The sequence below is a fragment of the Streptomyces sp. NPDC088810 genome (genome assembly GCF_044750305.1).
Taxonomy (GTDB): domain Bacteria; phylum Actinomycetota; class Actinomycetes; order Streptomycetales; family Streptomycetaceae; genus Streptomyces.
The window spans coordinates 556,509-582,002 of sequence record NZ_JBIVJQ010000002.1 but is presented as its reverse complement, the minus strand read 5'-3'; the positions used below and the strand labels follow the sequence as shown (position 1 = coordinate 582,002).

The following is a 25,494-nucleotide window of genomic DNA, read 5'->3' as shown; positions in this document are numbered from 1 at the left end:
TCAGACCCCGCCCGTAGAGTCGGAGACAGTCTGATCCGACACACCGGCGGGAGGTGGCAGGACGTATGGGCGGCACGGCTGCGGTGGCCGAGCGCACGGGCAGTTCCCCGACGCCCGGGACGGGGACGGAGACCGGGCACCCGGTCCCGCTGCGCCTCGCGTCCGTCTACCTGCCCGCGGCCCTGCCGCGCGAGGGCCGCCTCGCCTTCTGGTCCCCGGACGGCGACCCGCTGCCCGCCGGCACCGGGCGCGCCCCGCAGGAGCTGACGGTCGTACGCCCCCATGGCGCCGGTGTGCGCCGCCGCCAGGTGCCCGCGCTGACCCTGCCGCTCGCCGAGGCCCTGCCGCTGCTGGTCCGCGCCCGGCGCGACCCGGCCGCCCACCCGGCCACGGCCTGCTGGGGCGCCGCCGCCCTGCACGCGCTGCGGCTCGCCGCCCGCGGCCGGCTGCTGCCCGGCCTCACCCCGGGCGGCCACGACGCCTGGCGGGCCGGCCCGCTGGAGCCCGACGACATCGCCCACCTGCGTGCCATCGCCGCCGCCCTGCCGCCCGAGGGCCACGCCGTGCCCCTCCCCGGGCCGGGCCCGCTGTGCCTGCCCGAGCCGGAGGCCCTGGTCCGCTCCTTCCTGGACGCGGTCGCCGACACCCTGCCCCGCACGCCCGCCGCCCCCTACACCGCCGGCCGGCCCTTCGCCGCCCGCGAGCCCCAGGCCCTGCCCGAGGCGCACGCCTGGGCGGCCGAGGTCGCCGCCGGGATGGACGCGGGGGTGCGGATCTCGCTCCGCCTGGACCTGTCCGCGTACGACGTCTTCGACGCCGGCGCGCACGAGGGGACGCGCGCCGCGGGGGCGGCGATCGTGCAGGTGCACAGCCTCGCCGACCCCACCCTGGTGGCCGACGCGGCGGCCCTGTGGACGGGCGACGCGGACCCGGCGTTCGGGCCCCGCGCGCGCGTGGACGCGGCCCTCGCCGTCCGGCGCGCCGCCCGCGTGTGGCCGCCCCTGGACCGCCTCGCCGAACAGGACGTGCCCGACGTCCTCACCCTGTCCGAGGAGGAGCTCGGCGAGCTGCTCGGCGTGGCGGCGAGCCGGCTGGCCGCCGCCGGGGTCGCCGTCCACTGGCCCCGCGACCTCGCCCGCGACCTGACCGCCACCGCGGTGGTCCGCCCGGCGCCCGGCTCGGCGACCGACGGCACCGGCTTCTTCGAGAGCGAGGAGCTGCTCCGGTTCCGCTGGCAGCTGGCGCTCGGCGGCGATCCGCTGAGCGAGGCCGAGATGGACACCCTCGCCGAGGCCCACCGCCCGGTCGTACGGCTCCGGGACCGCTGGGTGCTGGTCGACCCGGCCCTCGTCCGCAAGGCCCGCAAACGCGAACTCGGTCTGCTCGACCCCGTCGACGCGCTGTCCGTCGCCCTCACCGGCACCGCCGAGGTCGACGGCGAGACCGTCGAGGCCGTCCCCGCCGGAGCGCTGGCCGCCCTCCGCGACCGCCTCACCGCGGGCCTGCGCCCCGCCGAGCCGCCGCCCGGACTCGCCGCCACCCTCCGCGACTACCAGCTGCGCGGCCTGGCCTGGCTGGACCTGATGACCTCCCTCGGCCTCGGCGGCTGCCTCGCCGACGACATGGGCCTCGGCAAGACCGTCACCCTCATCGCCCTGCACCTCAAGCGGGCGCGCACCGAGCCGACCCTCGTGGTCTGCCCGGCCTCCCTGCTCGGCAACTGGCAGCGGGAGATCACCCGGTTCGCGCCCGGCGTCCCCGTCCGCCGCTTCCACGGCCAGGACCGCAGCCTGGACGGACTGGAGGGCGGCTTCGTGCTCACCACGTACGGCACCATGCGCTCCGCCGCGGCCCGCCTCGCCGGACAGCGCTGGGGCATGGTCGTCGCCGACGAGGCCCAGCACGTGAAGAACCCCTACTCGGCCACCGCCAAGGCGCTGCGCACCATCCCGGCCCCCGCGCGCGTGGCGCTCACCGGCACCCCGGTGGAGAACAACCTCTCCGAGCTGTGGGCGCTGCTCGACTGGACCACCCCCGGGCTCCTCGGCCCGCTGAAGTCCTTCCGCGCCCGGCACGCACGGGCGGTGGAGAACGGGGAGGACGCAGAGGCGGTCGAGCGCCTGGCCCGCCTGGTCCGGCCGTTCCTCCTGCGCCGCAAGAAGTCCGACCCAGGCATCGTCCCCGAGCTGCCGCCCAAGACCGAGACGGACCACCCGGTGCCGCTCACCCGCGAACAGGCCGCGCTGTACGAGGCGGTGGTGCGCGAGTCGATGCTGGCCATCGAGACCGCCGAGGGCATCGCCCGCCGGGGCCTGGTCCTGAAGCTGCTGGGCGCGCTGAAGCAGATCTGCGACCACCCGGCGCTGTATCTGAAGGAGGAGGCCCACCCCGACCGGCTCGCCGCCCGCTCCGGCAAACTCGCCCTGCTGGACGAGCTGCTGGACACCCTGCTCGCCGAGGACGGCTCGGCGCTCGTCTTCACCCAGTACGTCGGCATGGCCCGCCTCATCACCGCCCACCTGTCCGCCCGCGCGATCCCGGTGGACCTGCTGCACGGCGGCACCCCCGTCCCGGAGCGCGAGCGCATGGTGGACCGCTTCCAGAACGGCGAGACCCCGGTCCTGGTGCTGTCCCTGAAGGCCGCCGGCACCGGCCTCAACCTCACCCGCGCGGGCCACGTCGTCCACTTCGACCGCTGGTGGAACCCGGCCGTCGAGGAACAGGCCACCGACCGCGCCTACCGCATCGGGCAGACCCAGCCGGTCCAGGTGCACCGCCTGGTCACCGAGGGCACGGTGGAGGACCGGATCGCCGAGATGCTCGCCGCCAAACGCGCCCTGGCCGACGCCGTCCTCGGTTCCGGCGAGGCCGCCCTCACCGAGCTGACGGACCGTGAGCTGTCCGACCTCGTCTCCCTGCGGAGGACGCCATGACGGGCACCGACCGTCCCCGCCCCGGCGACGCCGCCCGCCAGGCCCTGCGCGCCGCCCGGGAACGGGCCGAGTCCGACCCGGATCCCGGCGAGGGCCAGGCAGCGCAAGACCCGGCCGCGGAGGAGACGGCGCACGCCGACGGCACCGACGGCACCGAGCCGAGGCCGGGTGACGTGGCACGGGCGGCGCTCAGGTCCGCCGCGGCCGACCCGGCAACGGGCGAAGGCCCCGACGAGGCCGTACGTCCCGCTCCGGAATCCGGCTCCGGCCGTGCCGCGGGCGGGCGCCCCGGTGATGTGGCGCGGGAGGCACTGCGCGCCGCCCGGCGGGAAGCCCTGCGCGCGGAGGCGGCGGAGCCTCGGCGCGAGCACCGGGCCCCCGCGCGTCCCGGCCCCGCGGCGCCGCGCACCCCGTCCGCGCCCGCGGAGGAGTCCCAGGCCGCCAAGGCCAGGGCCGTCCAGGACATGCGGCACTACTTGGCGACCGCCTTCCGCATGCCCACGTGGGCGGAGACCCCCGACGAGCCGGAGCAGCCGGCCCCCACCCCGCCCACGCCCGCCGAGCCGGCCCCGCCGACGCCGGTGTCAGCCCCCGCGCCCTCGCGAGGGCACGGGCCGGCCGGCCCCGCTCCCGCAGCCCCGCACGTGCCCGCCACCATGGCCACCCCCCACCGCGACAGCGAACTCCGGCGCACCTTCCCGGCGTTCGCGCCCCGCGAGGACGCCGGGGAGGACGTCCCGTTCGCCGGGACCTGGTGGGGCAATGCCTGGGTGGAGGCGCTGGAGCGGGGCGCGTTGGACGCCAAGCGGCTGGCGCGGGGGCGGGGGTACGCGGACCAGGGGCATGTGGACGCGATCACCGTCACACCGGGACTGGTGCTGGCGTACGTGCGCGGCAGCAGGCCCCGGCCCTACCGGGTGCAGGTGCGGGTGCGGACGCTGGAGGACGAGGACTGGGAGCGGTTCCTGGACGCCGCGGCCGACCGGCCGGGGCACATCGCGGCGCTGCTCGACAAGGAACTGCCCCACTCGCTCGCCGACTGCGGGGTGCCCCTGCTGCCCGGCCCCGGTGACCTCGTCCCCCGTTGCAGCTGCCCGGACTCCGGTCACCCCTGCAAGCACGCCGCCGCCCTCTGCTACCAGACGGCCCGCCTGCTCGACGCCGACCCGTTCGTGCTCCTCCTGCTGCGCGGCCGGGGCGAGAAGGAGCTGCTCGACGCGCTGTCCCGGCGCAGCGCCGCCCGTGCGGCCCGTGCCGCCCGGGAACGGCAGCCGCAGACCCTGCCCGGAATCCGGGCCACCGAGGCGCTCGCCGCGCGCGAACGCCCCCCGCTGCCCCCGCCGCTGCCGGTGCCCCCGCACCCCGAGCAGCCCCCGGCCTATCCGTCGGCGCCCGGCGGCCCGGACCCCTTCGCGCTGGACCAGCTGGCGACCGACGCCGCCGCCCGCGCCCACGCCCTGCTCGGCACCGGACGCGACCCGGTCGGCGAGCTGACGCTGTGGCAGGACGCGGTACGGCTCGCCGCGGCCCGCCCCGGCTCCGGGCTGACCGCGGCCACCCGCACGCTGTACGCCACGCTCGCCGACGCCGTCGGCCGCACCCCGGCCGAGCTCGCGCGTGCCGTCGCGGCCTGGCGGCAGGGCGGCCCGGCGGGGCTGGACGTCCTGGAGGAGCCGTGGGACCCGCCGGCCGGCCGTTTCGACCGGGCCCGCCCGCTGCTGCTCGCGGCCGACCTCCCGGCGTTCCGCCCCTGGCGCAACCGTCTCACCCACCCCCGCGGCCACGTCCAGCTGCGCCTGGGCCGCGACGGCCTGTGGTACGCCTACGAGTCGGAGCCCGGCCGGGACGACTGGTGGCCCCGCGGCACCCCGGACCTCGACCCGGTGGGCGCGCTGACCGGGCTCGGCATACCGGAGGACTGCCTCTGAACGCCGGGTCGGCCGTCCTGCGCGTACCGGTTGCGGGGAGCTGGCAGGCCCAGCCGGGCCCGCAGGGTCCCGGTGCCGTACGTGCCGCGGAACGCGTCGCGGCGCTGCAGTTCCGGCACCAGCCGCCGGGTGATCGCGGTGAGGTCGTGCGGCAGCGCGCCGGGGCGCAGGCGGAAGCCGTCGAGTCCGGCCGTGCGCCAGTCGAGCAGCAGGTCGGCCAGCTCGCCGGGGGTGCCCGTGAAGACGGCGGCGTCCGAGGTGTACGCGGCGCCGTCCAGCGCGTCCAGGCGCTCCTTGCGGCGGGCGGCGGCGCCGGGCTCGTCGTCCAGGAAGACGACCAGGTCCGCGAACCGGCGCAGCGGCCGGTCCCGCAGGTCCCTGCCGACCCGGTCGACGGCCTCGTCCACCTGCGCGAGGATCGCCTTGGCGCCCGTACGGTCGCGGGGCGTGACGAAGACGACGTCGCAGCCGCGCGCCGCGAACTCGTACGGCGTCGAGGCGTGCGCGAGGCTCGCCACCACCGGCTGGCCCTGCGGCGGGCGCGGGGTGATCGAGGGGCCCTTGACGCTGAAGTACGGGCCCTCGAAGTCGATGTGGTGCAGCTTGTCGCGGTCGAGGAAGCGGCCCGTGGCCGTGTCCCGTATCTCCGCGTCGTCCTCCCAGCTGTCCCACAGCCGCCGTGCCACCTCCACCACGTCGGTGGCCTCGGCGAACAGCGGACGCAGCCGCCTGGCGATCAGTTCGGGGTCGCGTACGTCGTCGTCGGTCAGCTGCGGGGTGGTACGGCGGCCGAAGTGGGCGGCGTCGGCGGCGCGTGAGGCGATCTGCGGACGCCAGCCGGCCCGGCCCTCGCTGACATGGTCGAGGGTGGCGATACCCACGGCGACGTGGAACGGCTCGGTGTGGGTGACGTTGACCGTGGGGACCAGGCCGATGTGCGTGGTGAGCAGGGCCAGGTGGGAGGCGAGCAGGACCGCGTCCAGGCTGCCGCGGACCTGGTCGGTCCGGTCGTCGGGGCGGTGCGGCGCGGCCGACTGCGGGCCGAGGGCGTCCTCGAAGGTGACGAGGTCGAGCAGGCCGCGTTCGGCCTCCGCGACCAGGTCCGCCCAGTACGCGGCGGTGAACAGGGCGCCGGGGCGGGCGTCCTCGGACCGCCAGGCCGCGGGGTGCCAGCCGGCGCCGTCGAGGGCGACGGCGAGGTGGAGCGGGCTGTCGTTCACGATGCCTCCCGTGCGTTCCCGGACGTGCGCTCGGCGCGCGGCTGAGGGGCGAGGCCGAGGTGGTGCCGCAGGGTCGTGCCGGTGTAGTCCGGGCGGTGGACGCCCTTCTCCTGCAGCAGGGGCACCACGCGGTCCACGAAGTCGTCCAGACCGCCGGGCGTCAGATGCGTCGCGAAGACGAACCCGTCGGCGCCGTCGCTCTGCACGAAGTGGTCGATGGCGTCGGCGACGGTGTGCGGGCTGCCGACGAAGGTCTGTCCGCCGTGCACCTCGATCATCAGCTCGCGGATGCTCAGCCCGCGTTCCTCGGCCAGGGCACGCCAGCGCCGGGCGGTCTCGGCCCGGCCGGTGCGGAACACCGAATGCCCCTTCAGGACCAGCGACTCGGGTTCCGGGTCGATGTCGGGCAGCGGCCCGTCCGGATCGTACGCGGACAGGTCACGGCCCCAGACGGCCTCCAGGTGGGCGATGGCGGTCTGCGGGCTCACCTGGGCCCGGGTGATCTCGTCGGCGTACGCCGCGGCCTCCTCGTCGGTGTCGGCGACGACGACGGTGGCGGTCGGCATGATCAGCAGGTCGGCCGGCGAGCGGCCGTACCGGGCGAGACGGCCCTTGACGTCCCGGTAGAAGGCACGGGCCTCGTCCAGGCGGTTGTACTTGCTGAAGACCACCTCGGCGTCCGAGGCCGCGAACTCACGGCCCGGGTCGGACTCCCCGGCCTGGATGATCACCGGGTGCCCCTGCGGGGCGCGCGGGGTGGTGAACCGCCCCGAGATGTCGAAGTGCTCGCCGTGGTGGGCGAACGCACCGGCCCCGGGGCGCAGGAACCGCCCGGACGCCGCGTCGGCGCGCACGTCCCCGTCGGCCCAGCTGTCCCACAGTTCGCGCGCCGTGGCCAGGAACTCGGCGGCGCGCGTGTAGCGGTCGGCCTCCGCGAGGAAGCCGCCGCGGCGGAAGTTCTCACCGGTGAAGGCGTCGAAGCTGGTCACCACGTTCCAGCCGGCCCGCCCGCCGCTGAGGTGGTCCAGGGTCGCGAGCCGGCGCGCCACCTCGTACGGCTCGTTGAACGTGGCGTTGACGGTGGCGGCGACCCCGAGACGGGTGGTGACGGCGGCCAGGGCGCTCAGCATCGTGAGGTTGTCCGGGCGGCCCGCCACGTCCAGCTCGTAGAGACTGCCCTTGTGCTCGCGCAGCCGCAGCCCCTCGGCGAGGAAGAAGAAGTCGAACTTGCCGCGCTCCGCGGTCCGTGCGAGGTCCACGAAGGAGCCGATGGCGATCTGGCTCCGGGAACGCGGGTCCGACCAGACGGTGACGTTGTGGATGCCCGGCAACTGAGCGGCGAGATGGATCTGCTTCGTCAAGATGCTCCTTCTGAAGCGCGCAGGCGTAACGGTTCTTCGCTGGACAAGAGGGGCAGGGCGAGGCCCCGGGCACGCGCGGTGGCCGGCACCGCACGTGCCCCGCGAACGGCGGGCCGGACGGTTCAGCCCGCGGACGTCTCGGGCACCTGCCCGACGTGTCCCATGCGGTAGCCGACCCCGCGCACCGTGATGATCCACCGGCTGGAGCCGAGTTTCGCCCGCAGGCTGCTCACGTGCGTGTCGATGGTGCGGCTGGTGCGCACCCAGTTGCTGCCCCAGACCTTGGCCATCAGCTCCTTCCGGGAGACCACGGAGTCCGGCCGGGCGGCCAGCGTGTAGAGCAGCTCGAACTCCGTGGCGGTCACGTCGACCACGCGGTCGCGCAGCCGTACCTCCCGCGTCCGCGGATCGATGTGCAACGGCCGCAGCGAGATGCTGTCCGCGCCCGTCGAGTGCGGCCGGGTGCGCCGCAGCACCGCCTCGATGCGCGCGCCGATCTCCCGCGGACTCCACGTCCGGAGCACACAGTCGTCCGCTCCCGCCTTGAGCGCGAGCACCCTTTCCAGTTCGTTGTCGCGGTGCGTGCTGGCGATCAGCGGAATGTCGCTTTCCGCCCGCAGCGTGCGGCACACCTCCAGTCCGTCGATGTCGGGCAGATCCAGGGAGAGCAGCACCAGATCGGCGTCGTGGTACGACCGCAGGATCCGAGCCCCCCTGTCGACGGTGTGGGCGGCGTAGCCCTGCCGGCGCAGATCGCCCACCGTGGTCTCGGCCGCAGTGGCGTCCGGCTCCACGACCAGCACTTTCTTCACGCGCCCAGGCCTTTCGCTCCGGCGCCCGCCCAGCAGCCCGCGGCTTCGGCGGGTGCCGCGGACAGCCCTGTGGCCGGCGCGGGGACAGGGCCGGGAGCGCCGTACAGCTGCTGGTAGGCGTACGCCGCCGAGACCATGGTCATGTGGTGGTGCCAGCCGGGGAAGGAACGGCCCTCGAAGTCGAGCACGCCGAAACGTTCCCCCAGTGTGTCCACGGTCGCGCGGGCGACGGTCTGACGGCGGGCCAGCGCCAGGACCTCCTCCACGCCCCGGTCCATCAGGCTGGTGATCCAGTACCGGGCGGGCTGACCGCTGTCGGCGGAGGGCTGTTCCAGGACGTGGTACGTCCGTGAGACGCCGTCCTTGGCGGCCCCGCGCTGGGACAGCCGTACCGTTCCGCCGTACACGTTCACCCGTACCGCCTTCGAACCGCCGTGTTCCAACGGGCGCATGAGCACGTGCGGTTGCCGGGCGTGCGACTCCTCCATCAGTTCTCCGACGGTGATCACCCGCGGTGCGGGACGGCCGACGAGCACGATCTGTCCGGGATCGACCTCGCACACGAAGTCCAGCTCGCGGCGGGCGAGCCCGGCCATGACCCCGCTCGCGTCGTCGCACCGCTGGGTGAGGTTGAGCACCCAGGGCGCCTTGGGCAACCGCGGTTGCGCGGCGGTGACTCCGGCGGCGAAGCCGAGCACGAACGCCCCCACGGGGCGCCCGGTCTCCGCCTCCGGTATGCGCGCCCGGCGCCGGCGCAGGTCGTCCCAGTCCCACGCCCCGTCGAGGACGAGGCTCCAGTCGACGGGGTAGCAGCGGGTGCCCGCCGACAGGAAGAGGCCCACACCACGCTGGCAGTTGATGATGCGTCCGGTCGCTTGGTCCAGGCGACGGTGCACCCCCACCGAGTGTTCACCCTGCTTCGGGATGAGGAGATCGGCGACCGTCCAGGCGTACGCCGGGCGGTGCGCCGCGACGGTCCGGCCGAGTGCGCGGCGCACCGGTTCCCAGGCCCACGTGCTGCTGTTGATGAACTGGTGCAGACCGTGCGCCGCTCCGGCGGGCAATAAACCGGCCTCGGCCATGCGCCGCGGGGTCTTCTTGCCCGGTGTGTGGATCAGTCCCCACAAGTACACCCGGGCCCAGCGGCGTTGTTCCGCGCGGTGGAGTGGATTGAATACGCTTTCAACGAACGTTTGTATGCGCTCGCGCTCCCCTGCTGCGACGCGCACTCCCAATGACGACATGTTTAACTACGCCCCCTCGCAGTCGTGTCGCCCCACAGTGACGATGTACGGGCAGCCGTACGAGGGACAAAGCTACCGGCTGCATCGCCAAATTCACGCCTCGTGCTGTCACTTTGCCATTTCGGCCGCTGACCAGCGCAAACAGGCCCGCAAGGGGGAGGGGGCCGAAACGGGACGAGGGGCTCCGGAAAGCCCCCGCACCCCGGTCGGATCCCGGAACGGGCACTGTCTGCGCTGGTCAGGGGGGCTCGGCCGGCCCTTCGGCCGATGATCACGGCCACCGGCGCAGAAGGTCCGAAAGAAAGCCGCCTGCCGTCACCCGCGTATGAACATCACATTGCGCGCCGGGCCGAGCCATTCGTTGAATAGGCGACAGTTTGCTTTTCTTTGCGGAAGTCAGCCGCCCGGGCGCCGGGCCGGGAAGCCGTGGCCGCGGGCGGCGAGCACGACGGCGAGCACCGGCAGCAGGAGCAGCAGCACCGTCCAGGGGAAGGAAGCGCTGCCTGCCGCGTCCAGCAGGACCCCGCCCAGCACACCGCCGCCGGCCATGGCCACGTTCCACAGCGTGACGAGCATCGCCTGGGCCGCATCGGCCTGTTCACCGCCCGCGTCGCCGACGGCGGTCTGCAGCAGGGTCGGCAGCCCGCCCCAGCCCAGCCCCCACAGCGCGGCGGCGACGTACACCGGGGCCCCGCCGTCGCTCAGTGCCGCGAGCAGCGCGGCGGCGGCCGCCACCAGCAGGGTGCTGGCGATCGTCAGCGAACGCAGCCGGTGCTGGATCTGGGCGCCCACGATCCAGATGCTGAGCAGCGAGGTGACACCGAAGGCGAGCAGCACCAGATCGGTCTGGCCGCCCATGTCCAGCCCGTCCAGGAAGGTGGCGATGTAGGCGTACAGGACCGTGTGCGCCAGCACGAAGACGAGCGTCACGAAGAGCACCGGACGCACTCCCGGGACCCCCAGCGCCCGCAGCATGCGCGGGCGTCCGCCGCGCTGCCGGCCCGGGTGGTCGGGCACCGCGGCGGTGATCCACAGCAGCAGCACCGCCGTGAGCGCCGTCATCGCCAGGAACGCCACGCGCCAGCCGACGGCCTGGCCGAGGAAGGTCCCCGCGGGCACGCCGAGGGAGAGCGCCACCGGGATGCCCGCCATGGCGACGGCGATCGCCCGGCCCTGCAACGGCACCGGTGCCAACCGCCGCGCGTAGCCGGCGAGCAGGGCCCACGCCAGGCCCGCGGCGACGCCGGCGAGGAAACGGGCCACCATCGTCAGGCCGTAGACGGACGACACGGCCGTGACCGTGTTGGCCGCCGCGAAGCCCGCCACGGCGGTGAGCAGCAGCCGCTTGCGCCGCCAGCCCGCGGTGGCCGCCGTCAGCGGGATGGCGGTGAGCGCGGTGCCGATCGCGTAGATGGTGACCGTCTGCCCGGTCGCGGACTCGCTCACCCGCAGGTCGTGGCTCATGTCGGGGAGCAGGCCCGCGGGCAGCGTCTCGGTCAGGCTGGTGATGAACACCGCGGTGGCGAGGGCGAGCAGGGCGAGCATCGGCAGTCTCTGCGGCGGCTCCGTGCCCTCCCGCCCGGCGGGCGGCGCGGCGCCGGAAGCGGCGGCGGTCTCGGGTGAGGCGCTCATGGGGGTCTGTACTCCGTATCGTGCTGGGGCGATGCCCGGACGTCGCAGCGGGAGAGGGGGCCCCGCCGCGCCGCCCGCCGGGCACGCCCGGCGGCCGTCCGTCCGGGGAGTACGACAGTGCGCGCGGCCACTTCGGGAAAGCTTCGGAAAAGCTTCCGGAACGGGGGCCGGAACAGGCCGATCCGGTGCCGGACCTGCCGGGAGCGTTCACGCAACGGGTACGGTGGTGCACATGCGGTTAGGGGTGCTCGGACCACTCGCGGTGTGGGACGACGAAGGGGAGCCGGTCCGGGTCGCCGAGACCAAGGTGCGGGCGCTGCTCGCGGATCTGCTCGCGCACGAGGGCGGCCCCGTCTCCGCCGACCGGCTCATCCACGACCTGTGGGGCGACCACCTCCCCGGCAACCCGGCGGGCGCGCTCCAGGCCAAGGTCTCCCAACTGCGCCGGGTGCTCGGCCGGGAGCGGCTGGTACGGCAGCCCCCGGGCTACCGGCTGCGGCTCGACCCGGCCGACGACGTGGACGTCGCACGGTTCGGCCGCCTCGTCGCCCAGGCCCGCTCCGTCACCGACCCGCGGGCGCGGGCGGCCCTGCTCACCGAGGCGCTCGGACTGTGGCGGGGGCCGGCCTACGCCGACTTCGCCGACGAGGAGTTCGCCCGGGCGGCCCGCGAGTGCCTGGCGGAACAGCGGCTGGCCGTGCTGGAGGAGCGGGCCGAGGCCCGCCTGGCGGCGGGGGACCACCTGCTGCTCGCCGGGGAGCTGGCCGCGCTGGTGGCCGAGCATCCGCTGCGGGAGCGGCTGCGGGTGGTGCAGATGCAGGCGCTGTACCGGGCCGGCCACCAGGGCGAGGCGCTCGCGTCGTACGAGGACCTGCGCACCCGCCTCGCCGACGAGCTGGGCGCCTGCCCCGGCCCCGCGGTGAGCGCACTGCACCAGGCGATGCTCCGCCAGGACCCGGCTCTGGACCCGGCCACGCCGCTGTCGACCGGTCCCGCGGTGTCTCCGGCTGGTCCCGCCCTGGCTCCGGCTGGTCCTGGTGTGGTTCCGGCTCCGGCTGGTCATGTCGTCGTCCCGGCCCCGGCGGGTCAGGACGTCGCCCCGGTTCCGGCCGATGGCGCCGGTGCTCCGGCTTCGGGCGGTCGGTCCGTGCTGCCGCCTGCCGGGGCGTCACATCCGGGGTCGCCGCACGCCGGGCCGTCGCGTGCCGGGGCGCCGTCCGCCGGGCACTTGGACGCCGGGCCGCCGCACCCTGCATCGCCGCGACCGGGGTCGCAGACTGCGGAGTCGCCGCACGCTGGGCCGTCGCCCGTCGGGTCGCCGGACGTCGAACCGTTGGGTTCCGGGTCGCAGCGCGGGTCGCGGTCTGCTGGGGCGCCCCAGGCGGGGGCGCCGGACGCCGGGTCGTCATACGCCGGGTCGTCGCCTGCCGGGTCGTCGCACCCCGGAGTGCCGCATACTGCACCGTCGCCTATCGGGCCGCCGTACGCCGGGTCGCCTTACGCCGGGCCGCTGGACGGCGAGCCGTTGGGTGCCGGGTCGCCGTACCCTGCGTCGCCGCAACCCGGGTCGCCGAACCCCGCGCTGCCGGATGCCGCGTCACCGCACCCCGCCCCGTCACCCCCTGAGCCCGCCCCCGCACCCACCACAACCACCACGCCCCCACCTCCGGCGTCCGCCCCCGCACCCACCAACCTGCCCGTCCCCCTCACCGCCCTCATCGGGCGGGGAGAGGCCCTCGCGGATCTCTCCCGGCTTCTCGGGCGGCAGCGGCTGGTGACTCTCACCGGGCCCGGCGGCGTCGGGAAGACACGGCTGGCGGTGGCTGCCGCGCAGGAGGTCGCCGGCGGGGGCGCCGGACTGCCCGACGGGGCCTGGTTCGTCGAGTTCGCGGGGGTCCGCAGCGCCGCCCCCGACGACCTCGCCGACCTCGTCGCCGCCACCCTCGGCATCCGGGACGACGCCCCCTCCGCCCCGCCCGCGACCGGCACCGGCGCCACCTCCCCCGTGCACCGGCTGACCGCCGCCCTGCGCGACCGCCGTACCCTCCTCGTGCTGGACAACTGCGAGCACGTCGTCGGGGCCGCCGCCGAACTGGTCGCGCTGCTCCTGCGCAGCGCCCCCCAGCTGCGCATCCTCACCACCAGCCAGGAACCCCTCGCCCTGGCCGGCGAGACCGTGTTCCTGGTCGAGCCGCTGCCCACCCCGGACGCCGTACGCCTGTTCACCGAGCGGGCCGCCGCCTGCGCGCCCGGCTTCCGGCTCGGCTCCGACGGGCCCGACGGCACCGGTGAGGGCGCGGCAGCCGACCACGCCGCCGTGGCCGAGATCTGCCGCCGCCTGGACGGCATCCCGCTCGCCCTGGAACTCGCGGCGACCCGCGTCCGCGCCCTCGGCGTACGGGAGCTGGCCGCCCGCCTCGGCGACCGGTTCCGGGTGCTGACCTCCGGGCAGCGGGGCGCGCCCGCCCGCCAGCAGACCCTGCGCGCGGTGATCGACTGGAGCTGGGAGCTGCTGAGCGCGCCCGAACGCCTCGTGCTGAGCCGCCTCGCCGTGCACCGCGACGGCTGCGGCCTCGACGCGGCGGAGGCGGTGTGCGCGGGCGACGGCGTGGCCCGCGGGGCGGTGCTCGACCTCGTCACCCGGCTCGTCGAGAAGTCCCTCGTCGTCGTCACGGACGGCCCGGCCGGCCCCCGGTACCGCCTCCTGGAGTCGGTCGCCGCCTACGCCACCGAGCGGTTGCGGGAGACCGCCGACGAGGCCGCGGCCCGCGAACGCCACCTGCGGCACTACCTCGCGTTCGCCGAACACGCCGAGCAGCGGCTGCGCGGTCCGCGGCAGCGGGACTGGCTGACCCGCCTGGACACCGAGGCGTGCAACCTGCGCGCCGCCCTGGACGAGGCGGTGCGCCGCGCCGCGGCGGGGCACAGCGAGGAAGCCGTACGGCTCGCCACCGCCCTGTCCTGGTGGTGGCTGCTGCGCGGCCGCCTCACCGAGGCCCGCCGCGGCCTGGCCGCCGTCCTCACCGCCACCGCAGGCCGCTGCGATCCCGAACTCGCCCTGCTGCACTGCGCTTTCGGGCTGCTGACCGGGGAGCGCACGGTGACCTGCCACGCCGACGCCGTACCCGACCCGGTGCGCCGCGCCCGGGCGCTGTGGCTCAACGCCTACGGCCGGTTCAGCGTCGGCGACCTGGACGGCAGCCGCGCCCTGAACACCCGCGCGTTGATCCACTTCGAGGCCGCGGACGAGCAGTGGGGGATCGCCGCCGCGCTCGGCCTGCGGGCGGCGCTCGCCCTGGTCCGCGGTGACCTGGACGGCCTGGCCCGTGACGGGCAGCGCAGCCGTGCCCTCTTCCGCGGCCTGGGCGACCGGTGGGGCGAACTGCAGACCGTCTCACCGCTCGCCGCGCTCGCCGAGATCAAGGGCGAGTACGAGCAGGCGGCGCACCGGCAGCACGAAGGACTCCAGATCGCCCGGGAGTTGAACCTGGAGGCCGAGGTGTCGGCCCGGCTGTCCGGGCTCGGCCGTCTCGCGCTGCTCGCCCACGACTTCGACCGCGCCCGCGCACTGCACGAGCAGGCCCGCCGTATCGCCGTCGACCAGGGCTACAAGTACGGCGAGATCCACGCCGACATGGGCCTGGCCCTCGGCGCGCGCCGCTCCGGCGACATCGACGCGGCCGAGGCGCACCTGCTGCGCATCCGCGACGCCCACGCCGACGTCTCCTCACCGGCCGGCGACCACCTGCTCCACGCCGAACTCGGATTCATCGCCGAACTCCGCGGCGACGCCGCCCGGTCCGCCGCCCACCATCTGCGCAGCCTCGGGATCGCCCACTTGCTGGACGAGCCGCGTGCCCTCGCCCTCTCCCTGGAGGGGCTCGCCGGCACGGCCGCGCTGGGCGGCGACCGGTCCGGCGCCACCTGTGCGGCCCTGCTCCTCGGCGCCGCCCACGCCGCCCGCCGCAGCGTCGGCGCGCCCCTGCCGCCCGCCGAACGCGCCGACGTCGACCGCGTCACCGCGGCGGCCCGCTCCGTCCTGGGCCGGCGCGCCTTCACCGAGGCGTTCGAGCGCGGGGCGCGGCTGAGCCCCGCCGAGGCGGAGCGCCACGCCCGCACCACCCTGGCCGGGCTGGCCGACCAGGCCGCCTGAGCCGCGCCGGGGAGGACTCAGCCGCCACCGGCGAGGGCGGCCGCGCCCAGGCCCGTCGACGCGGTGCTGATGATGCCGTCCAGGACATCGCGGGAGCGGACCAGGTCGGCGATCATCCGGTCGAGCCGGTCGCGCTCGGCGGTGAGTTCGTCGACGAGCCGGGGCGTCGCGCTCGCGCTCGGCGTGCCGTCGCCGTCGCGCATGCACGGCAGCAGCTGGGCGATCTTCTTGCTGTTCAGGCCCGCGGCGTACAGCGCCTGGATGCGGATGACCCGGTCGACGGCCCATTCGCCGTAGTCCCGGTGGCCGCCGGGGGTCCGCTCCGCCTGGAGCAGGCCCTGGGCCTCGTAGTAGCGCAGCGACCGCTCGCTCACCCCGCTGCGCCTGGCCAGTTCACCGATCCGCATGGTCCGACCCCCTGTGTCCTTCAAGGACTTGAATCTCACACCGGTGTCAGCTTTTAGCGTAGCGGTACGGCGAACACCGAACCGTCTACGGAGGAAGCATCGATGAGTGACCTGACCGGCAAAGTGGCGTTGGTGACCGGCGGCAGCCGCGGTATCGGCGCGGCGGTGGCGAAGCGGCTGGCCGACGCGGGAGCGGCGGTCGCGCTGACCTACGTCCAGGCGGAGGACCAGGCCCGCGAGGTCGCCAAGGCGATCGAGGCGGACGGCGGCCGGGCGGCGGTCGTCCGGGCCGACCTGACCCGGCCGAACGACGCAGCCGAGGCCGTGGAGCAGACCGTCCGGGAACTGGGCGGCATCGACATCCTGGTGAACAACGCGGGCTTCCTCGCCTACGGCCCGCTGGACGAGGTGACCCCCGAGTACCTGGACAAGGTGCTCGCCGCCGACGTCCGGTCGGTGTTCCTGGCCGCGCAGGCCGCCGCCCGGCACATGGGCGACGGCGGGCGGATCATCAGCATCGGCTCCTGCTTCAACGGCCGTGTCCCGGCCGGCAACTTCGTCCTCCAGGCGATGGCCAAGACCGCGCTCGTCGGTCTGACCAAGGGACTGGCCCGGGAGCTGGGGCCGCGCGGGATCACCGCCACGCTCGTGGACCCGGGCCCGATCGACACCGACATGAACCCGGCCGACGGCGACTCCGCCGAGTGGCAGGCCTCCCTCACCGCCCTCGGCCGGTACGGCGAGGTGGAGGACATCGCCGCCGCGGTGGCCTACCTGGCGGGACCGGCCGGCCGCTACATCACCGGCACCTCCCTCGCCGTGGACGGCGGCTACACCACCTGACCCGCGCCCGTCCGCCACGACGGCCCCGAACCCCAGCCCCCGCCGGCCCAGCCGGCGGGGGCTTTTTGCTTTCCGGCACACAACAAGCGGTTCCCGGAATTGTCCGAGCCGGAGAAATCATTCGCACTTCTTGCCCGGCGTGACATTCCCTGACAGCCCTTGACAGAGCTCTGACAGAGCGCGCATCACTTCTTTGCACAGGGTCGCGCAGCATGTTCGGTGTCGAAAACGAAGCAGGTTCTGGAAAAGGAGGGAACGCAATGGCTGAATCAGTGAACGAGGGAAGCCTTCCGCGGCTGCCCCGTCTGTCCGACGCGACCCTGCGCGACTCCGCCCACATGGGAGGTGTCGAATTCGGGCCGAAGGACGCCACCGTCATCGCCGAACTGCTGGTGAAGACGGGTATCGACCTGGTCGAGGTCGGCATGGTGTCCGGGCCGGACTCCAAGGACGCCGACCTGGTCCTCGCCACCCACGAGGCGATCGGCCCCGAGCGCAGCATGACGCTCGTCGTGGTGCGCGACCGCGAGCAGGTCAAGAAGGCCCTGGACGAGGCCGAACGCCTGGGCGTACGGCACATCATGTACTCCATCCCCACCTCCGAGCAGCACGCCAAGCTGAAGCTCGGCTCGCCCAGCGCCAAGTTCCTCAACGTGCTGGCGCGTTCGGCGATCTCGCAGGCCAAGGAGCGCGGCTTCCACGTCACGTTCAGCGGCGAGGACGGAGCCCGCACCCCCAAGGGGCGGCTCGTCCCCTACGTCACCGCCGGTTTCGAGGCCGGGGCCGACCGGTTCCGGCTCGCGGAGACCGTCGCGTACCTGTCGCCCTGGCAGATGGAGGAGGTCATCTCCGACCTCACCGCCATCGACGGCTCCGAGATCGAGATCCACTCGCACAACATGCTGGGCATGGCCGTCGCCAACTCCCTGGCCGCCGTGCGCGCGGGCGCGCAGTGGATCTCGGCGACCGTCGGCGGCATCGGCGAGCGCGGCGGCAACGCCCCGCTGGCCGAGCTGCTCACCTCGCTGCGCGTCATCCACGGCGACACCCGGTTCGACCTGACCCATCTCACGGAGCTGTCGCGGGTGGCCCTCAGGGGCGCCGGTCTGGGCAGCGCCTTCCAGTCCGGTCCGACGACGCCGCACGCCTTCGCCTACGAACTGCCGGGTCAGCTCAGCCACCCGGAGGCGTACGAGACCCTGCCGGCCGAACTCGTCGGCAACACCCGGGAGCTGCGCGTGCGCACCCGGCTCACGCCCGCCCTCGTCAAGTGGGCGCTCGCCGGTTCGGGCGTCGACGTCGACGTCGAGGCCTTCACCGCCTGGCTCATCGAGCGGCAGGAGCGCAGCGGCGCCCCGGTCCTGGACCAGGAGGCGGTCCGCAAGGCCGCCGTCGACTTCCAGGCCGCCTGAGCGCCGTAGAGCCCGCGCTCCGAGCACCTCTCCTTCCCCCTACCCGTCACCATGATCGGAGTTCTGTCATGAGCACCGCTGTCCTGACCGGTTCGTGCCCCGAGTGCGAGACCGACCTGACCGTGCCCGAGATGGTCGAGGGCGAGACCCTCTCCTGCCCCGAGTGCATGCTGACGCTGCGCATCGAGGCCATCGCCGACGGCCGGCTGACCCTGGAGATGGTCGAGGTCCAGCTCCGCGACTGGGGCCAGTGACATGACCAACCGAGTCGCCGTCGTCGCGGACCGGGTCGGCTGGGAGGAACGCCGGCTGATCGAGACCGCCCAGGACTTCGGCCTGAGCATCGACTGGGTCAACGACGAGTCCCTGTGCGCCGGTCACCGCGACGCCCTGTCCGTCAAGGACTACGACGCGCTGATGGTCCGCAGCCGCAGCTACACCCGCGGCGGCCTGATCGCCACCCTCGCCGAGGCCGACGGCTTGCGTGTCCTCAACACGGCCGCCGCGATCCACTCCTGCGAGAACAAGCTGGTCCTGCGCGCCGTCCTGCGCGAAGCGGGCGTCCCGGTGCCGGACTTCCGGCTCGTGCTGTCCCGGAAGGACTTCGAGAAGGCGCTCGTCGACCTGGGCGTGCCGGTCGTGCTCAAGCCGGTCTACGGCGGCATGGGCAAGCGCGTCACCCTGGTCCGCGACGCCGATCTGGCGCAGTCCGTCTACGACTACGTCGAGGACCTGGGCCACGCCTTCGAACAGGCCTGCCTGGTGGAGCCGTACCTCGGCGGCGGGTCGATCCGCTGCCTGGTCGTCGGCCGGGAGATCGTCGCCGCCGCCGAGTTCGAGAGCGCCGGCGCCGACTGGCGCAGCAACGCGGCCCTGGGCAACCAGAGCCGGGCGCTGGCCCACGACCCCGACGTGCAGAAGATCGTGGACGGCGTCGTGGACCGGCTCGGCGCCGGCATCTACGGGGTCGACCTGTTCAAGACCCCGTCCGGCTATCTCGTCAACGAGGTCAACCACGCACCCGCCTGGCGGGGAGTGGCATCGACGACCGGGGTCGACATCGCGTCGGTCGTCGTCCGTTACGTCCAGGAGACACTCGAATGATCCGTGTGGGAATCGTCGGCGCGTCCGGGCTCGCCGGCGGAGAACTCATCAGGCTGGTCACCCAGCACCCCGAGATGGAACTGACCTACCTGGGCGGCAATTCCAGCGCCGGCCGGCGGCCGGCCGAGCTGCACCCCGGGCTCCGTCTCGACCTGGGCCTGACCGTCGAGCCCGTCACGGCCGACCGCGTGGCCGAGCGGTGCGACGTGGTGTTCCTCGCCACGCCCGCCCCGGTCTCCGCCCGGATCGCCGCGGAACTCGCCGACCGCGTCCCCTGCGTCACCGACCTGAGCGGCGCCTTCCGCATCCGCACCCCGGAGCTGCACGACCGCTGGTACCCGAAGGCCGAGCGGACCACCGAGCTGGCCGACCGCTTCGTCTACGGCGTGCCGGAGCTGGTCGGTGACGCCCTGGTGGACGCCCCGCTGATCTCGGTGCCCGGCTGCTACGCCACCGCCATCACCCTCGGGCTCGCGCCGCTGACCCTCGGTCTCGGCCTGCACCTCAGCACGGTCGTCGTGGACGGCAAGAGCGGCTCCAGCGGCGGCGGCCTGCAACTGCGCGTGCCGGACCTGCACCCGCTGCGCAACGGCGCGATCGCGCCGTACGCCCCCACCGGGCACCGGCACGCCGCCGAGGTCAGCGACTTCCTGCTGCGCAGCAAGCCCGGCAGCGTCGGCTCCCTGGCCATGTCGGCGTACGGGGTGTCGCACGTGCGCGGGCTGCTCGCCAGCGTCTACGTGTACACCGACGAGCAGGTGGACCAGCGGGAACTGCAGCGCGCGTACCTCAGGTTCTACAAGGGTCACACCTTCGTACGGGTGCGGCGGCACAACGAGACGCTGATCCCGGTGCCCGACCCGCAGGCCGTGCTCGGCTCCAACTACTGCGACGTCACCGCCCTGCACGACCCGGACGCCGGCCGCATCGTCGTCCTCGCCGCCCTGGACAACCTGGTCAAGGGCGCCGCCGGGCAGGCCGTGCAAGCCGTGAACAAGCGCTTCCGCCTGCCCGAGGACACGGGCCTGACCATGCAGCCGGTGATGCCCGCATGACCGAGACCCCGACACCGCTGCCCCCGACCGTGGTGAAGCTCGGCGGCAGCTGCCTGGCCGACCTCGACGGCGGCTGGTGGGACGACCTGGCCGAGCACGGCCGTGAGCGGCCGCTGGTCCTCGTCCACGGCTGGTCCAAGCCGCTGAAGCAGCTCAGCCCCCGCTACAGCGAGCCCTCGGCGATCCTGCGCGACCGGTACGGCAACCAGAGCCGCTGGACCACGCCCGAGGTCATCGAGGACATCAAGACCGTCAGCGCCGAGCTGGGCCGGGAGGTGCTCAGGCGCCTCGAACAGAGCGGCATCGCCGCCGAGCGGCTGCTCGGCAGCGACGGCCTGGTCAGCGCCGGCGCGGGCGAACGCTGGTGGTGGAAGGACAAGCAGCTGGTCGAACTGGAGAACCTGGTCGGCCCCATCACCGGGGTGGACCCGGCGCCGCTGACCAAGCTGGAGCCGGGGCGCGCCTACCTCGTCACCCCGCTGGCCCGCAACGCCGCCGGGCAGGAGGTCAACACCGACGCCGACCGGGCCGCCGCCGCCATCGCCGGGGCCACCGGCGCCACCGACCTGATCCTCGTCACCGACGTCGCGCACCTGCTGATCGACGGCGAACCGGTGCGCGAGATCACCGCGCAGGCGGCGGCCGAGTTCCGCGACAAGGGCGCCACCGGCGGCATGCGCAAGAAGCTCCGGGCCGCGGGCGAGGCCCTGGACCGGGGAGTGGAGCGCGTCGTCATCGGCAGCGCACCCGTCACGGACCTGCTCGCCGCCCGCACCGGCACCGTCATCACGCGAACCTGAGGAGCACCCACGTGGCGAAATCCCGTGTGCTGGTCGTCAACAACCGCACACTCTCCCTGAAACAGCTCCGCGGGCGCTTCGAAGCGCTCGGCTCGGACACCGACACCGTCGAACCGGCCGCCGTGCCCGCCCGGCTCGACGGCCGCTACCAGGCCGTCGTGCTGAGCGGCACCAAGGTACGGGCCTTCGACCAGGAGTACTACAAGCCGCTCGTCGACCTCGTCATGAACGCCGACGTCCCGGTCTTCGGGATCTGCGGCGGCATGCAGATCCTCGCGGTCGCCGCCGGCGGCCGGCTGGCCGAGGGCCCGCAGCGGGTCGGCGGCTACGAGGTCCAGGTCGACAAGGAGGATCCGCTCTTCACCCATGTGAAGCCGACCGTGACGGTCTTCCACCGGCACACCCTCTACCTCCAGGAGGCCCCGGAGGGCTTCCGCTCCATCGGCCGCTCCGAGCACGCGCCCGTGGAGTTCCTGCGCTCCGACGACGGCCGCATCTACGGATCGCAGGCCCACCTGGAGTTCCGCAGCGACGGCCTGGAGATCCTGCGCGGCTTCGCACAGCTCTACCAGTGAACGCACCTCATGAACGAACAGGAGTACTCGGCACATGAGCCTTGTTGACGACACCACGCAGGACCCCGCGCTCGTCGTGCACCTGAACGGCAGCGGCGGCGCCATCAAGAGCTGGGTCGTGATCGACACGCTGGTCGACGGTCTCGCGATGGGCGGCGTGCGGATGACCCCCGGAGTGACCCGGGAGGAGGTGGCCGGCCTCGCCCGCGACATGACCCACAAGTTCACCCTCGCGGGTCTGCGCATCGGCGGCGCCAAGGGCGGCATCGTCTCCGACGGCAGCAACCGCGAGGAGACCTTCCGCACCTTCGGCCGTACCGTCAAGCCGCTGCTGCACGGCGGTATCCACCTCGGCATCGACATGGGCGTCACCCCCGCCGACCGCGCCGTGTTCTTCGACGAGGCGGGCTACGACCCGCGCTACCGGCTGGGCGCCCCGGACATGCCGATCGACTGGCGCACCTACTACGAGCCGCTCATCGACGTCACCGGGCACGGCGTCGGCGTCGCCGCCGTCACCGCCCTGGAGGCGAGCGGCCGCACCGGACCCGCCCGGGTCGTGGTGCAGGGCTTCGGCGCGGTCGGCCGCGCGGTCGCCCGGTTCCTGGAGGACCGCGGCCACGTCGTCGTGGGCGTCGCGGACGCCCAGGGCACCATCAGTGCCGACCGGCTGCCGGTGGCCGACCTGGTCGCCGTCACCGACGAGTTCGGGCTGATCGACCGCTCCCGCCTGCCGCAGCACGTCACCCTCTCCAGCGGGCCGGACGCCTGGCTCGACGTCGACGCCGACCTGCTGGTCCTCGCGGCCCAGAAGCACGCGCTGAACGCCGAGAACGCGCACCGGCTGCGCGCCGGCCTGATCGTCGAGGGCGCCAACCTCGCCTCCGACGCCGAGGCGCGGGAGAAGGCGCGGGCGGCCGGCGCCACCCTCGTGCCGGGCGTCATCGCCAACATCGGCGGCGCCGGCGCGGCGGCCCTCGCCGTCACCCGGGTCGTCCCCTTCGAGCTGGCGGCCGAGGCGCGCAAGGCGTGGGTCTTCGACTGGATCGGCGACCGGGTGCGGGAGAACACCCGGGCCCTGCTGGAGATCGCCGCCGCCCGCGCCGGCGACCCGCTGCCGGAGCTGCTGACGGTACGACGTGGAGAACTGCGATGACGACGACCCTTCCCCCCGCCCCGATACCGGCGCCGGCCCCGGCGCCGGCGGCGGACCGCGCGGCCGAGTACCGGTCGCGCGGCTGGTGGCGGGACGAGACGTTCCTCGACGACCTGCGCCGGCAGGCCCGGATCCGGCCGCGCAAGCTGGCCGTCGCCGGCCGCCGGCTGGGCGAGGCGCGTACCGACACCCTCGACTACGCCGAACTCTCCCTGCTGGCCGACCGGTTCGCCGGAGCCCTGCTCGAACTCGACGTCCGGCGGGGGGACGTCGTCGCGGTCCAGCTGCCCAACCGGTGGGAGATGGTGCCGCTGATGTACGCCTGCATGGCCGTCGGCGCCGTCATCTGTCCCATCGCGCCGGAGTGCCAGGGCGAGGAACTGCGCCACCGCCTCGAACTCACCGAGGCCCGGCTGTGCGTCACCGTCGCCGAGTGGGACGGCCGTCCGCTCGCCCGGGACGTCGCCGCGCTGCGTCCCGGACTGCCGCTGGAGAACGTGGTGGTGGTCGGCGGGCACGCACCCGAGGGCACGCTCGACTTCCACGACCACTTCGTCGCGGTGCCCTGGGAGGACACCCGCCTGGGCGACCTGGAGGGCCGCGCACTCGGGTCCGACGAGCCGTTCGTGGTGCTGTTCACCTCCGGCACGACCGGCTTCTCCAAGGGGGTCGTGCACAGCCAGAACACCGTCTACTCGGGCGTGCGCGGCTACGTGGACACCTTCCTGCTCCGCGACGACCTGGTGGCCGTCGTCACCACCCCGCTGGTGCACTACTCCGGCTTCGCCCAGGGCGTCCTCGCCGGCGTGATGCTCGGCGGGACGGTCGCCTTCCAGGACGGCAGGAACCACACCAGCCTGCTGGACCTGGCGGAGCGCTACCGGGCCACCCTGCTGTACGGCCCGCCGCCCACGCTCTTCGGCGTGGCGGCCGCCCAGCGCGCCGACCGGCACGACGTGTCCAGCCTGCGCCACACCGTCACCGGGGCCCAGCCGGTGCTGCAGGAGCTGGTGGACGAGCTGCGCGACACCTTCGACACCACCACGTACTCGGTGTGGGGCATGTCCGAGTTCGGGCCGATCACCATCAGCCGGCTCGACTACGACCAGGACTGGTCCGCGCACAGCCACGGCCGGCCGATCGACGCCATGCAGATCCGCATCGAGGGCAGCGGCGACCCCGGCGAGCGTGCCCGCGTGGGCCGGCTGCGGGTGCGCGGCGCCTCCCAGGCCCTCGGCTACTACCGCAACCAGGCCGCCTTCGACGCCGAACTGTCCGCGGACGGCTGGTTCGACACCGGTGACGTGGCGCGGGACGACGGCCGCGGCGGCATCCGTGTGCTGGGCCGGGCCAAGGACGCGATCCTGCGCGACGGGATCGTCGTCCCCATGGCCGAACTGGAGGCGATCCTCTCCGCGCACCCCAAGATCGCGGAGGCGACGCTGGTCGGGCCCACCGGCCAGGCGGACGACCCCATCGTGGCCGTCCTCGTGCCTCGCGGCGGCGGGGCCCGGCCCACGCTCCGGGAGATCCGGGAGCACCTGCTCGGCCGCGGCCAGGACCCCCGCTTCCTCCCGGACCGGCTTGACCTGGTCGAGGCACTGCCCAAGACCCTCACCGGCAAGGTCAAGAAGGCCGAACTCCGGCGCCGCCTCGCCGGAGCCTGACCCGCCCCGGCGCACCCAGCGCGGCGGCACTGCCCTCGGGCGGTGCCGCCGCGCTGTCGCGTGGACCGGGAGTCCTACGCCGGCCCGGGCTGCACGTGCGGGAGCCCGTAGCTGTCGGCGATCAGGGACAGCGAGGCGAGCCGCTCCTCCAAGCCGTGCGCGTTGGACGCGAGCATGAGTTCGTCGGCGCCCGTCCGCTTGCGCAGCTCGTCCAGCTGGTCCCGTACCGAGTCCGGTGTGCCGTGGACGGCGTTCTCCAGCCAGCCGCCGAGGACGTCCCGCTCGTACCCGGTGAACACATGCGACCTGGCCTCCTCGGGGGTCGGTACGAGCCCCGGGCGCCCGGTGCGGAACCGCACCGTGGTCAGCGCCCCGGTGAGGGCCTGGTCCCGGGCCTGCCGCTCGGTCTCCGCCGCGAACGTGAAGACGCCCACGACGGCGTAGGGCTCGGCCAGCACGGGGGAGGGCCGGAACGTCTGCCGGTACAGCTCCAGCGCGGGGATGGTGTGGTGCGCGGCGAAGTGGTGGGCGAAGGCGAAGGGCAGGCCCAGCCGGCCGGCCAGCTGGGCGCTGAACCCGGACGACCCGAGGAGCCACACCCCGGGCCGCCCGCCGGAGGGCCCCTGCACCGGGCCGGGCACGGCGTGCACCCGGCGATAGGGGTGCCCGTCGGGGAAGTCGTCGTGGAGGAAGCCGATCAGTTCGGCCACGTCGGCGGGGAAGGAGTCGCCCGTCGCCGGACCGTCGGTGCGCCGCAGCGCCCGCGCCGTCAACTGGTCGGTGCCCGGGGCGCGTCCGAGCCCGAGGTCCACCCGGCCGGGGGCCATCGCCTCCAGGGTGTTGAACTGCTCGGCGATGACCAGCGGGGCGTGGTTCGGCAGCATGACGCCCCCGGAACCGAGCCGGATCCGGGTGGTCTGGGCGGCGAGGTACGCCAGGATCACCGCGGGGCTGCTGCTGGCGATGCCGGGCATCGAGTGGTGTTCGGCGACCCAGTAGCGGCGCAAACCGCGGGCCTCGGCCAGGCGGGCGAGCCGCGCCGAGGTCTGCAGGGCCTCCCGCGTGGTGTGGCCCTCTCCGACCGCCACCAGGTCGAGAACGGACAGTGCGTCGACCATCCTTGCTGTCCCTCCGTACGTCGCGCACACGTGCGCGGTCCGTCATGAAAAAGGCCCGGGCCGGGTGTGCGGGA

Annotated in this window: 19 protein-coding genes; 12 read left to right on the top strand and 7 right to left on the bottom strand. The window is 74.3% G+C overall.

What is annotated here, in order from left to right; genetic code table 11:
• Positions 1–65 precede the first annotated feature (65 nt).
• Positions 66–2,933: a DEAD/DEAH box helicase gene (locus ACIP4Y_RS09150; RefSeq protein WP_401389822.1), complete on the top strand. Its 2,868-nt coding sequence runs from the start codon at positions 66–68 to the stop codon at positions 2,931–2,933.
• A complete protein-coding gene (locus ACIP4Y_RS09145; protein WP_401389819.1) occupies positions 2,930–4,861 on the top strand; it encodes an SWIM zinc finger family protein in 1,932 nt (643 codons plus the stop codon). The genes ACIP4Y_RS09150 and ACIP4Y_RS09145 overlap by 4 nt, the downstream gene beginning before the upstream one ends.
• Here the strand turns inward: ACIP4Y_RS09145 and ACIP4Y_RS09140 are convergent.
• From ACIP4Y_RS09140 to ACIP4Y_RS09120, 5 genes are all read right to left on the bottom strand, one after another.
• Complete coding sequence (locus tag ACIP4Y_RS09140; RefSeq protein WP_401389816.1) at positions 4,756–6,081, bottom strand: LLM class flavin-dependent oxidoreductase; 1,326 nt, start codon at positions 6,079–6,081, stop codon at positions 4,756–4,758. The two genes, ACIP4Y_RS09145 and ACIP4Y_RS09140, sit on opposite strands and share 106 nt — an antisense overlap.
• Positions 6,078–7,445 (bottom strand): NtaA/DmoA family FMN-dependent monooxygenase, encoded by a 1,368-nt coding sequence (locus ACIP4Y_RS09135; protein WP_401390653.1) that lies wholly within the window; start codon positions 7,443–7,445, stop codon positions 6,078–6,080. The genes ACIP4Y_RS09140 and ACIP4Y_RS09135 overlap by 4 nt, the downstream gene beginning before the upstream one ends.
• A 119-nt stretch (positions 7,446–7,564) precedes the next feature.
• Entirely contained in the window at positions 7,565–8,254 is a 690-nt protein-coding gene (locus ACIP4Y_RS09130; RefSeq protein WP_358646466.1) for a response regulator transcription factor, read from the bottom strand.
• On the bottom strand, positions 8,251–9,498 hold the full coding sequence (locus ACIP4Y_RS09125) for a transposase (protein ID WP_401389813.1): 1,248 nt from the start codon (positions 9,496–9,498) through the stop codon (positions 8,251–8,253). Before ACIP4Y_RS09125 ends, ACIP4Y_RS09130 begins: the two co-directional genes overlap by 4 nt.
• A gap of 396 nt (positions 9,499–9,894) precedes the next feature.
• On the bottom strand, positions 9,895–11,130 hold the full coding sequence (locus ACIP4Y_RS09120) for an MFS transporter (protein ID WP_401389810.1): 1,236 nt from the start codon (positions 11,128–11,130) through the stop codon (positions 9,895–9,897).
• Positions 11,131–11,362: 232 nt separating this feature from the next.
• On the opposite strand from ACIP4Y_RS09120, the gene ACIP4Y_RS09115 reads away from it, so the two are divergent.
• A complete protein-coding gene (locus ACIP4Y_RS09115; protein ID WP_401389807.1) occupies positions 11,363–15,283 on the top strand; it encodes a BTAD domain-containing putative transcriptional regulator in 3,921 nt (1,306 codons plus the stop codon).
• A 17-nt stretch (positions 15,284–15,300) separates the two neighbouring features.
• Here ACIP4Y_RS09115 and ACIP4Y_RS09110 read toward each other — a convergent pair whose 3' ends face one another.
• Positions 15,301–15,690: a MerR family transcriptional regulator gene (locus ACIP4Y_RS09110; protein ID WP_358646474.1), complete on the bottom strand. Its 390-nt coding sequence runs from the start codon at positions 15,688–15,690 to the stop codon at positions 15,301–15,303.
• Between the two features lie 102 nt (positions 15,691–15,792).
• Here ACIP4Y_RS09110 and ACIP4Y_RS09105 point away from each other — a divergent pair, with 102 nt between their 5' ends.
• The 9 genes from ACIP4Y_RS09105 to ACIP4Y_RS09065 all read left to right on the top strand — a co-directional run bounded on the left by ACIP4Y_RS09105 (position 15,793) and on the right by ACIP4Y_RS09065 (position 24,302).
• On the top strand, positions 15,793–16,533 hold the full coding sequence (locus ACIP4Y_RS09105) for an SDR family NAD(P)-dependent oxidoreductase (RefSeq protein WP_401389803.1): 741 nt from the start codon (positions 15,793–15,795) through the stop codon (positions 16,531–16,533).
• 260 nt (positions 16,534–16,793) lie between these two features.
• Positions 16,794–17,945, top strand: a complete 1,152-nt coding sequence (locus ACIP4Y_RS09100) for an isopropylmalate synthase (RefSeq protein WP_401389800.1) — start codon at positions 16,794–16,796, stop codon at positions 17,943–17,945.
• Between the two features lie 68 nt (positions 17,946–18,013).
• Positions 18,014–18,199, top strand: a complete 186-nt coding sequence (locus ACIP4Y_RS09095) for a lysine biosynthesis protein LysW (RefSeq protein ID WP_401389797.1) — start codon at positions 18,014–18,016, stop codon at positions 18,197–18,199.
• Position 18,200: 1 nt separating this feature from the next.
• Positions 18,201–19,049 carry a RimK family alpha-L-glutamate ligase gene (locus ACIP4Y_RS09090; protein WP_401389794.1) on the top strand — a complete coding sequence of 283 codons (849 nt, stop codon included), beginning with the start codon at positions 18,201–18,203 and terminating at the stop codon, positions 19,047–19,049.
• Positions 19,046–20,104 carry an N-acetyl-gamma-glutamyl-phosphate reductase gene (gene argC, locus ACIP4Y_RS09085; RefSeq protein WP_401389791.1) on the top strand — a complete coding sequence of 353 codons (1,059 nt, stop codon included), beginning with the start codon at positions 19,046–19,048 and terminating at the stop codon, positions 20,102–20,104. Before ACIP4Y_RS09090 ends, argC begins: the two co-directional genes overlap by 4 nt.
• Positions 20,101–20,904 carry an acetylglutamate kinase gene (locus ACIP4Y_RS09080; protein ID WP_401389788.1) on the top strand — a complete coding sequence of 268 codons (804 nt, stop codon included), beginning with the start codon at positions 20,101–20,103 and terminating at the stop codon, positions 20,902–20,904. Before argC ends, ACIP4Y_RS09080 begins: the two co-directional genes overlap by 4 nt.
• An 11-nt stretch (positions 20,905–20,915) precedes the next feature.
• Complete coding sequence (locus tag ACIP4Y_RS09075; RefSeq protein ID WP_401389786.1) at positions 20,916–21,479, top strand: type 1 glutamine amidotransferase; 564 nt, start codon at positions 20,916–20,918, stop codon at positions 21,477–21,479.
• A gap of 34 nt (positions 21,480–21,513) precedes the next feature.
• Complete coding sequence (locus ACIP4Y_RS09070; protein ID WP_401389783.1) at positions 21,514–22,635, top strand: Glu/Leu/Phe/Val dehydrogenase dimerization domain-containing protein; 1,122 nt, start codon at positions 21,514–21,516, stop codon at positions 22,633–22,635.
• Positions 22,632–24,302 carry an AMP-binding protein gene (locus ACIP4Y_RS09065; protein WP_401389780.1) on the top strand — a complete coding sequence of 557 codons (1,671 nt, stop codon included), beginning with the start codon at positions 22,632–22,634 and terminating at the stop codon, positions 24,300–24,302. Before ACIP4Y_RS09070 ends, ACIP4Y_RS09065 begins: the two co-directional genes overlap by 4 nt.
• A gap of 74 nt (positions 24,303–24,376) precedes the next feature.
• Here the strand turns inward: ACIP4Y_RS09065 and ACIP4Y_RS09060 are convergent, their stop codons facing one another.
• On the bottom strand, positions 24,377–25,420 hold the full coding sequence (locus ACIP4Y_RS09060; RefSeq protein ID WP_401389777.1) for an LLM class flavin-dependent oxidoreductase: 1,044 nt from the start codon (positions 25,418–25,420) through the stop codon (positions 24,377–24,379).
• Between the last annotated feature and the right edge of the window lie 74 nt (positions 25,421–25,494).

Coding starts and splice junctions, on each gene's coding strand:
- ACIP4Y_RS09105 (WP_401389803.1), top strand. CDS start 15,793: ATGAGTGACCTGACCGGCAAAGTGGCGTTGGTGACCGGCGGCAGCCGC.
- ACIP4Y_RS09150 (WP_401389822.1), top strand. CDS start 66: ATGGGCGGCACGGCTGCGGTGGCCGAGCGCACGGGCAGTTCCCCGACG.
- argC (WP_401389791.1), top strand. CDS start 19,046: ATGATCCGTGTGGGAATCGTCGGCGCGTCCGGGCTCGCCGGCGGAGAA.
- ACIP4Y_RS09070 (WP_401389783.1), top strand. CDS start 21,514: ATGAGCCTTGTTGACGACACCACGCAGGACCCCGCGCTCGTCGTGCAC.
- ACIP4Y_RS09125 (WP_401389813.1), bottom strand. CDS start 9,498: ATGTCGTCATTGGGAGTGCGCGTCGCAGCAGGGGAGCGCGAGCGCATA.
- ACIP4Y_RS09080 (WP_401389788.1), top strand. CDS start 20,101: ATGACCGAGACCCCGACACCGCTGCCCCCGACCGTGGTGAAGCTCGGC.
- ACIP4Y_RS09100 (WP_401389800.1), top strand. CDS start 16,794: ATGGCTGAATCAGTGAACGAGGGAAGCCTTCCGCGGCTGCCCCGTCTG.
- ACIP4Y_RS09110 (WP_358646474.1), bottom strand. CDS start 15,690: ATGCGGATCGGTGAACTGGCCAGGCGCAGCGGGGTGAGCGAGCGGTCG.
- ACIP4Y_RS09095 (WP_401389797.1), top strand. CDS start 18,014: ATGAGCACCGCTGTCCTGACCGGTTCGTGCCCCGAGTGCGAGACCGAC.
- ACIP4Y_RS09065 (WP_401389780.1), top strand. CDS start 22,632: ATGACGACGACCCTTCCCCCCGCCCCGATACCGGCGCCGGCCCCGGCG.
- ACIP4Y_RS09120 (WP_401389810.1), bottom strand. CDS start 11,130: ATGAGCGCCTCACCCGAGACCGCCGCCGCTTCCGGCGCCGCGCCGCCC.
- ACIP4Y_RS09145 (WP_401389819.1), top strand. CDS start 2,930: ATGACGGGCACCGACCGTCCCCGCCCCGGCGACGCCGCCCGCCAGGCC.
- ACIP4Y_RS09090 (WP_401389794.1), top strand. CDS start 18,201: ATGACCAACCGAGTCGCCGTCGTCGCGGACCGGGTCGGCTGGGAGGAA.
- ACIP4Y_RS09115 (WP_401389807.1), top strand. CDS start 11,363: ATGCGGTTAGGGGTGCTCGGACCACTCGCGGTGTGGGACGACGAAGGG.
- ACIP4Y_RS09060 (WP_401389777.1), bottom strand. CDS start 25,420: ATGGTCGACGCACTGTCCGTTCTCGACCTGGTGGCGGTCGGAGAGGGC.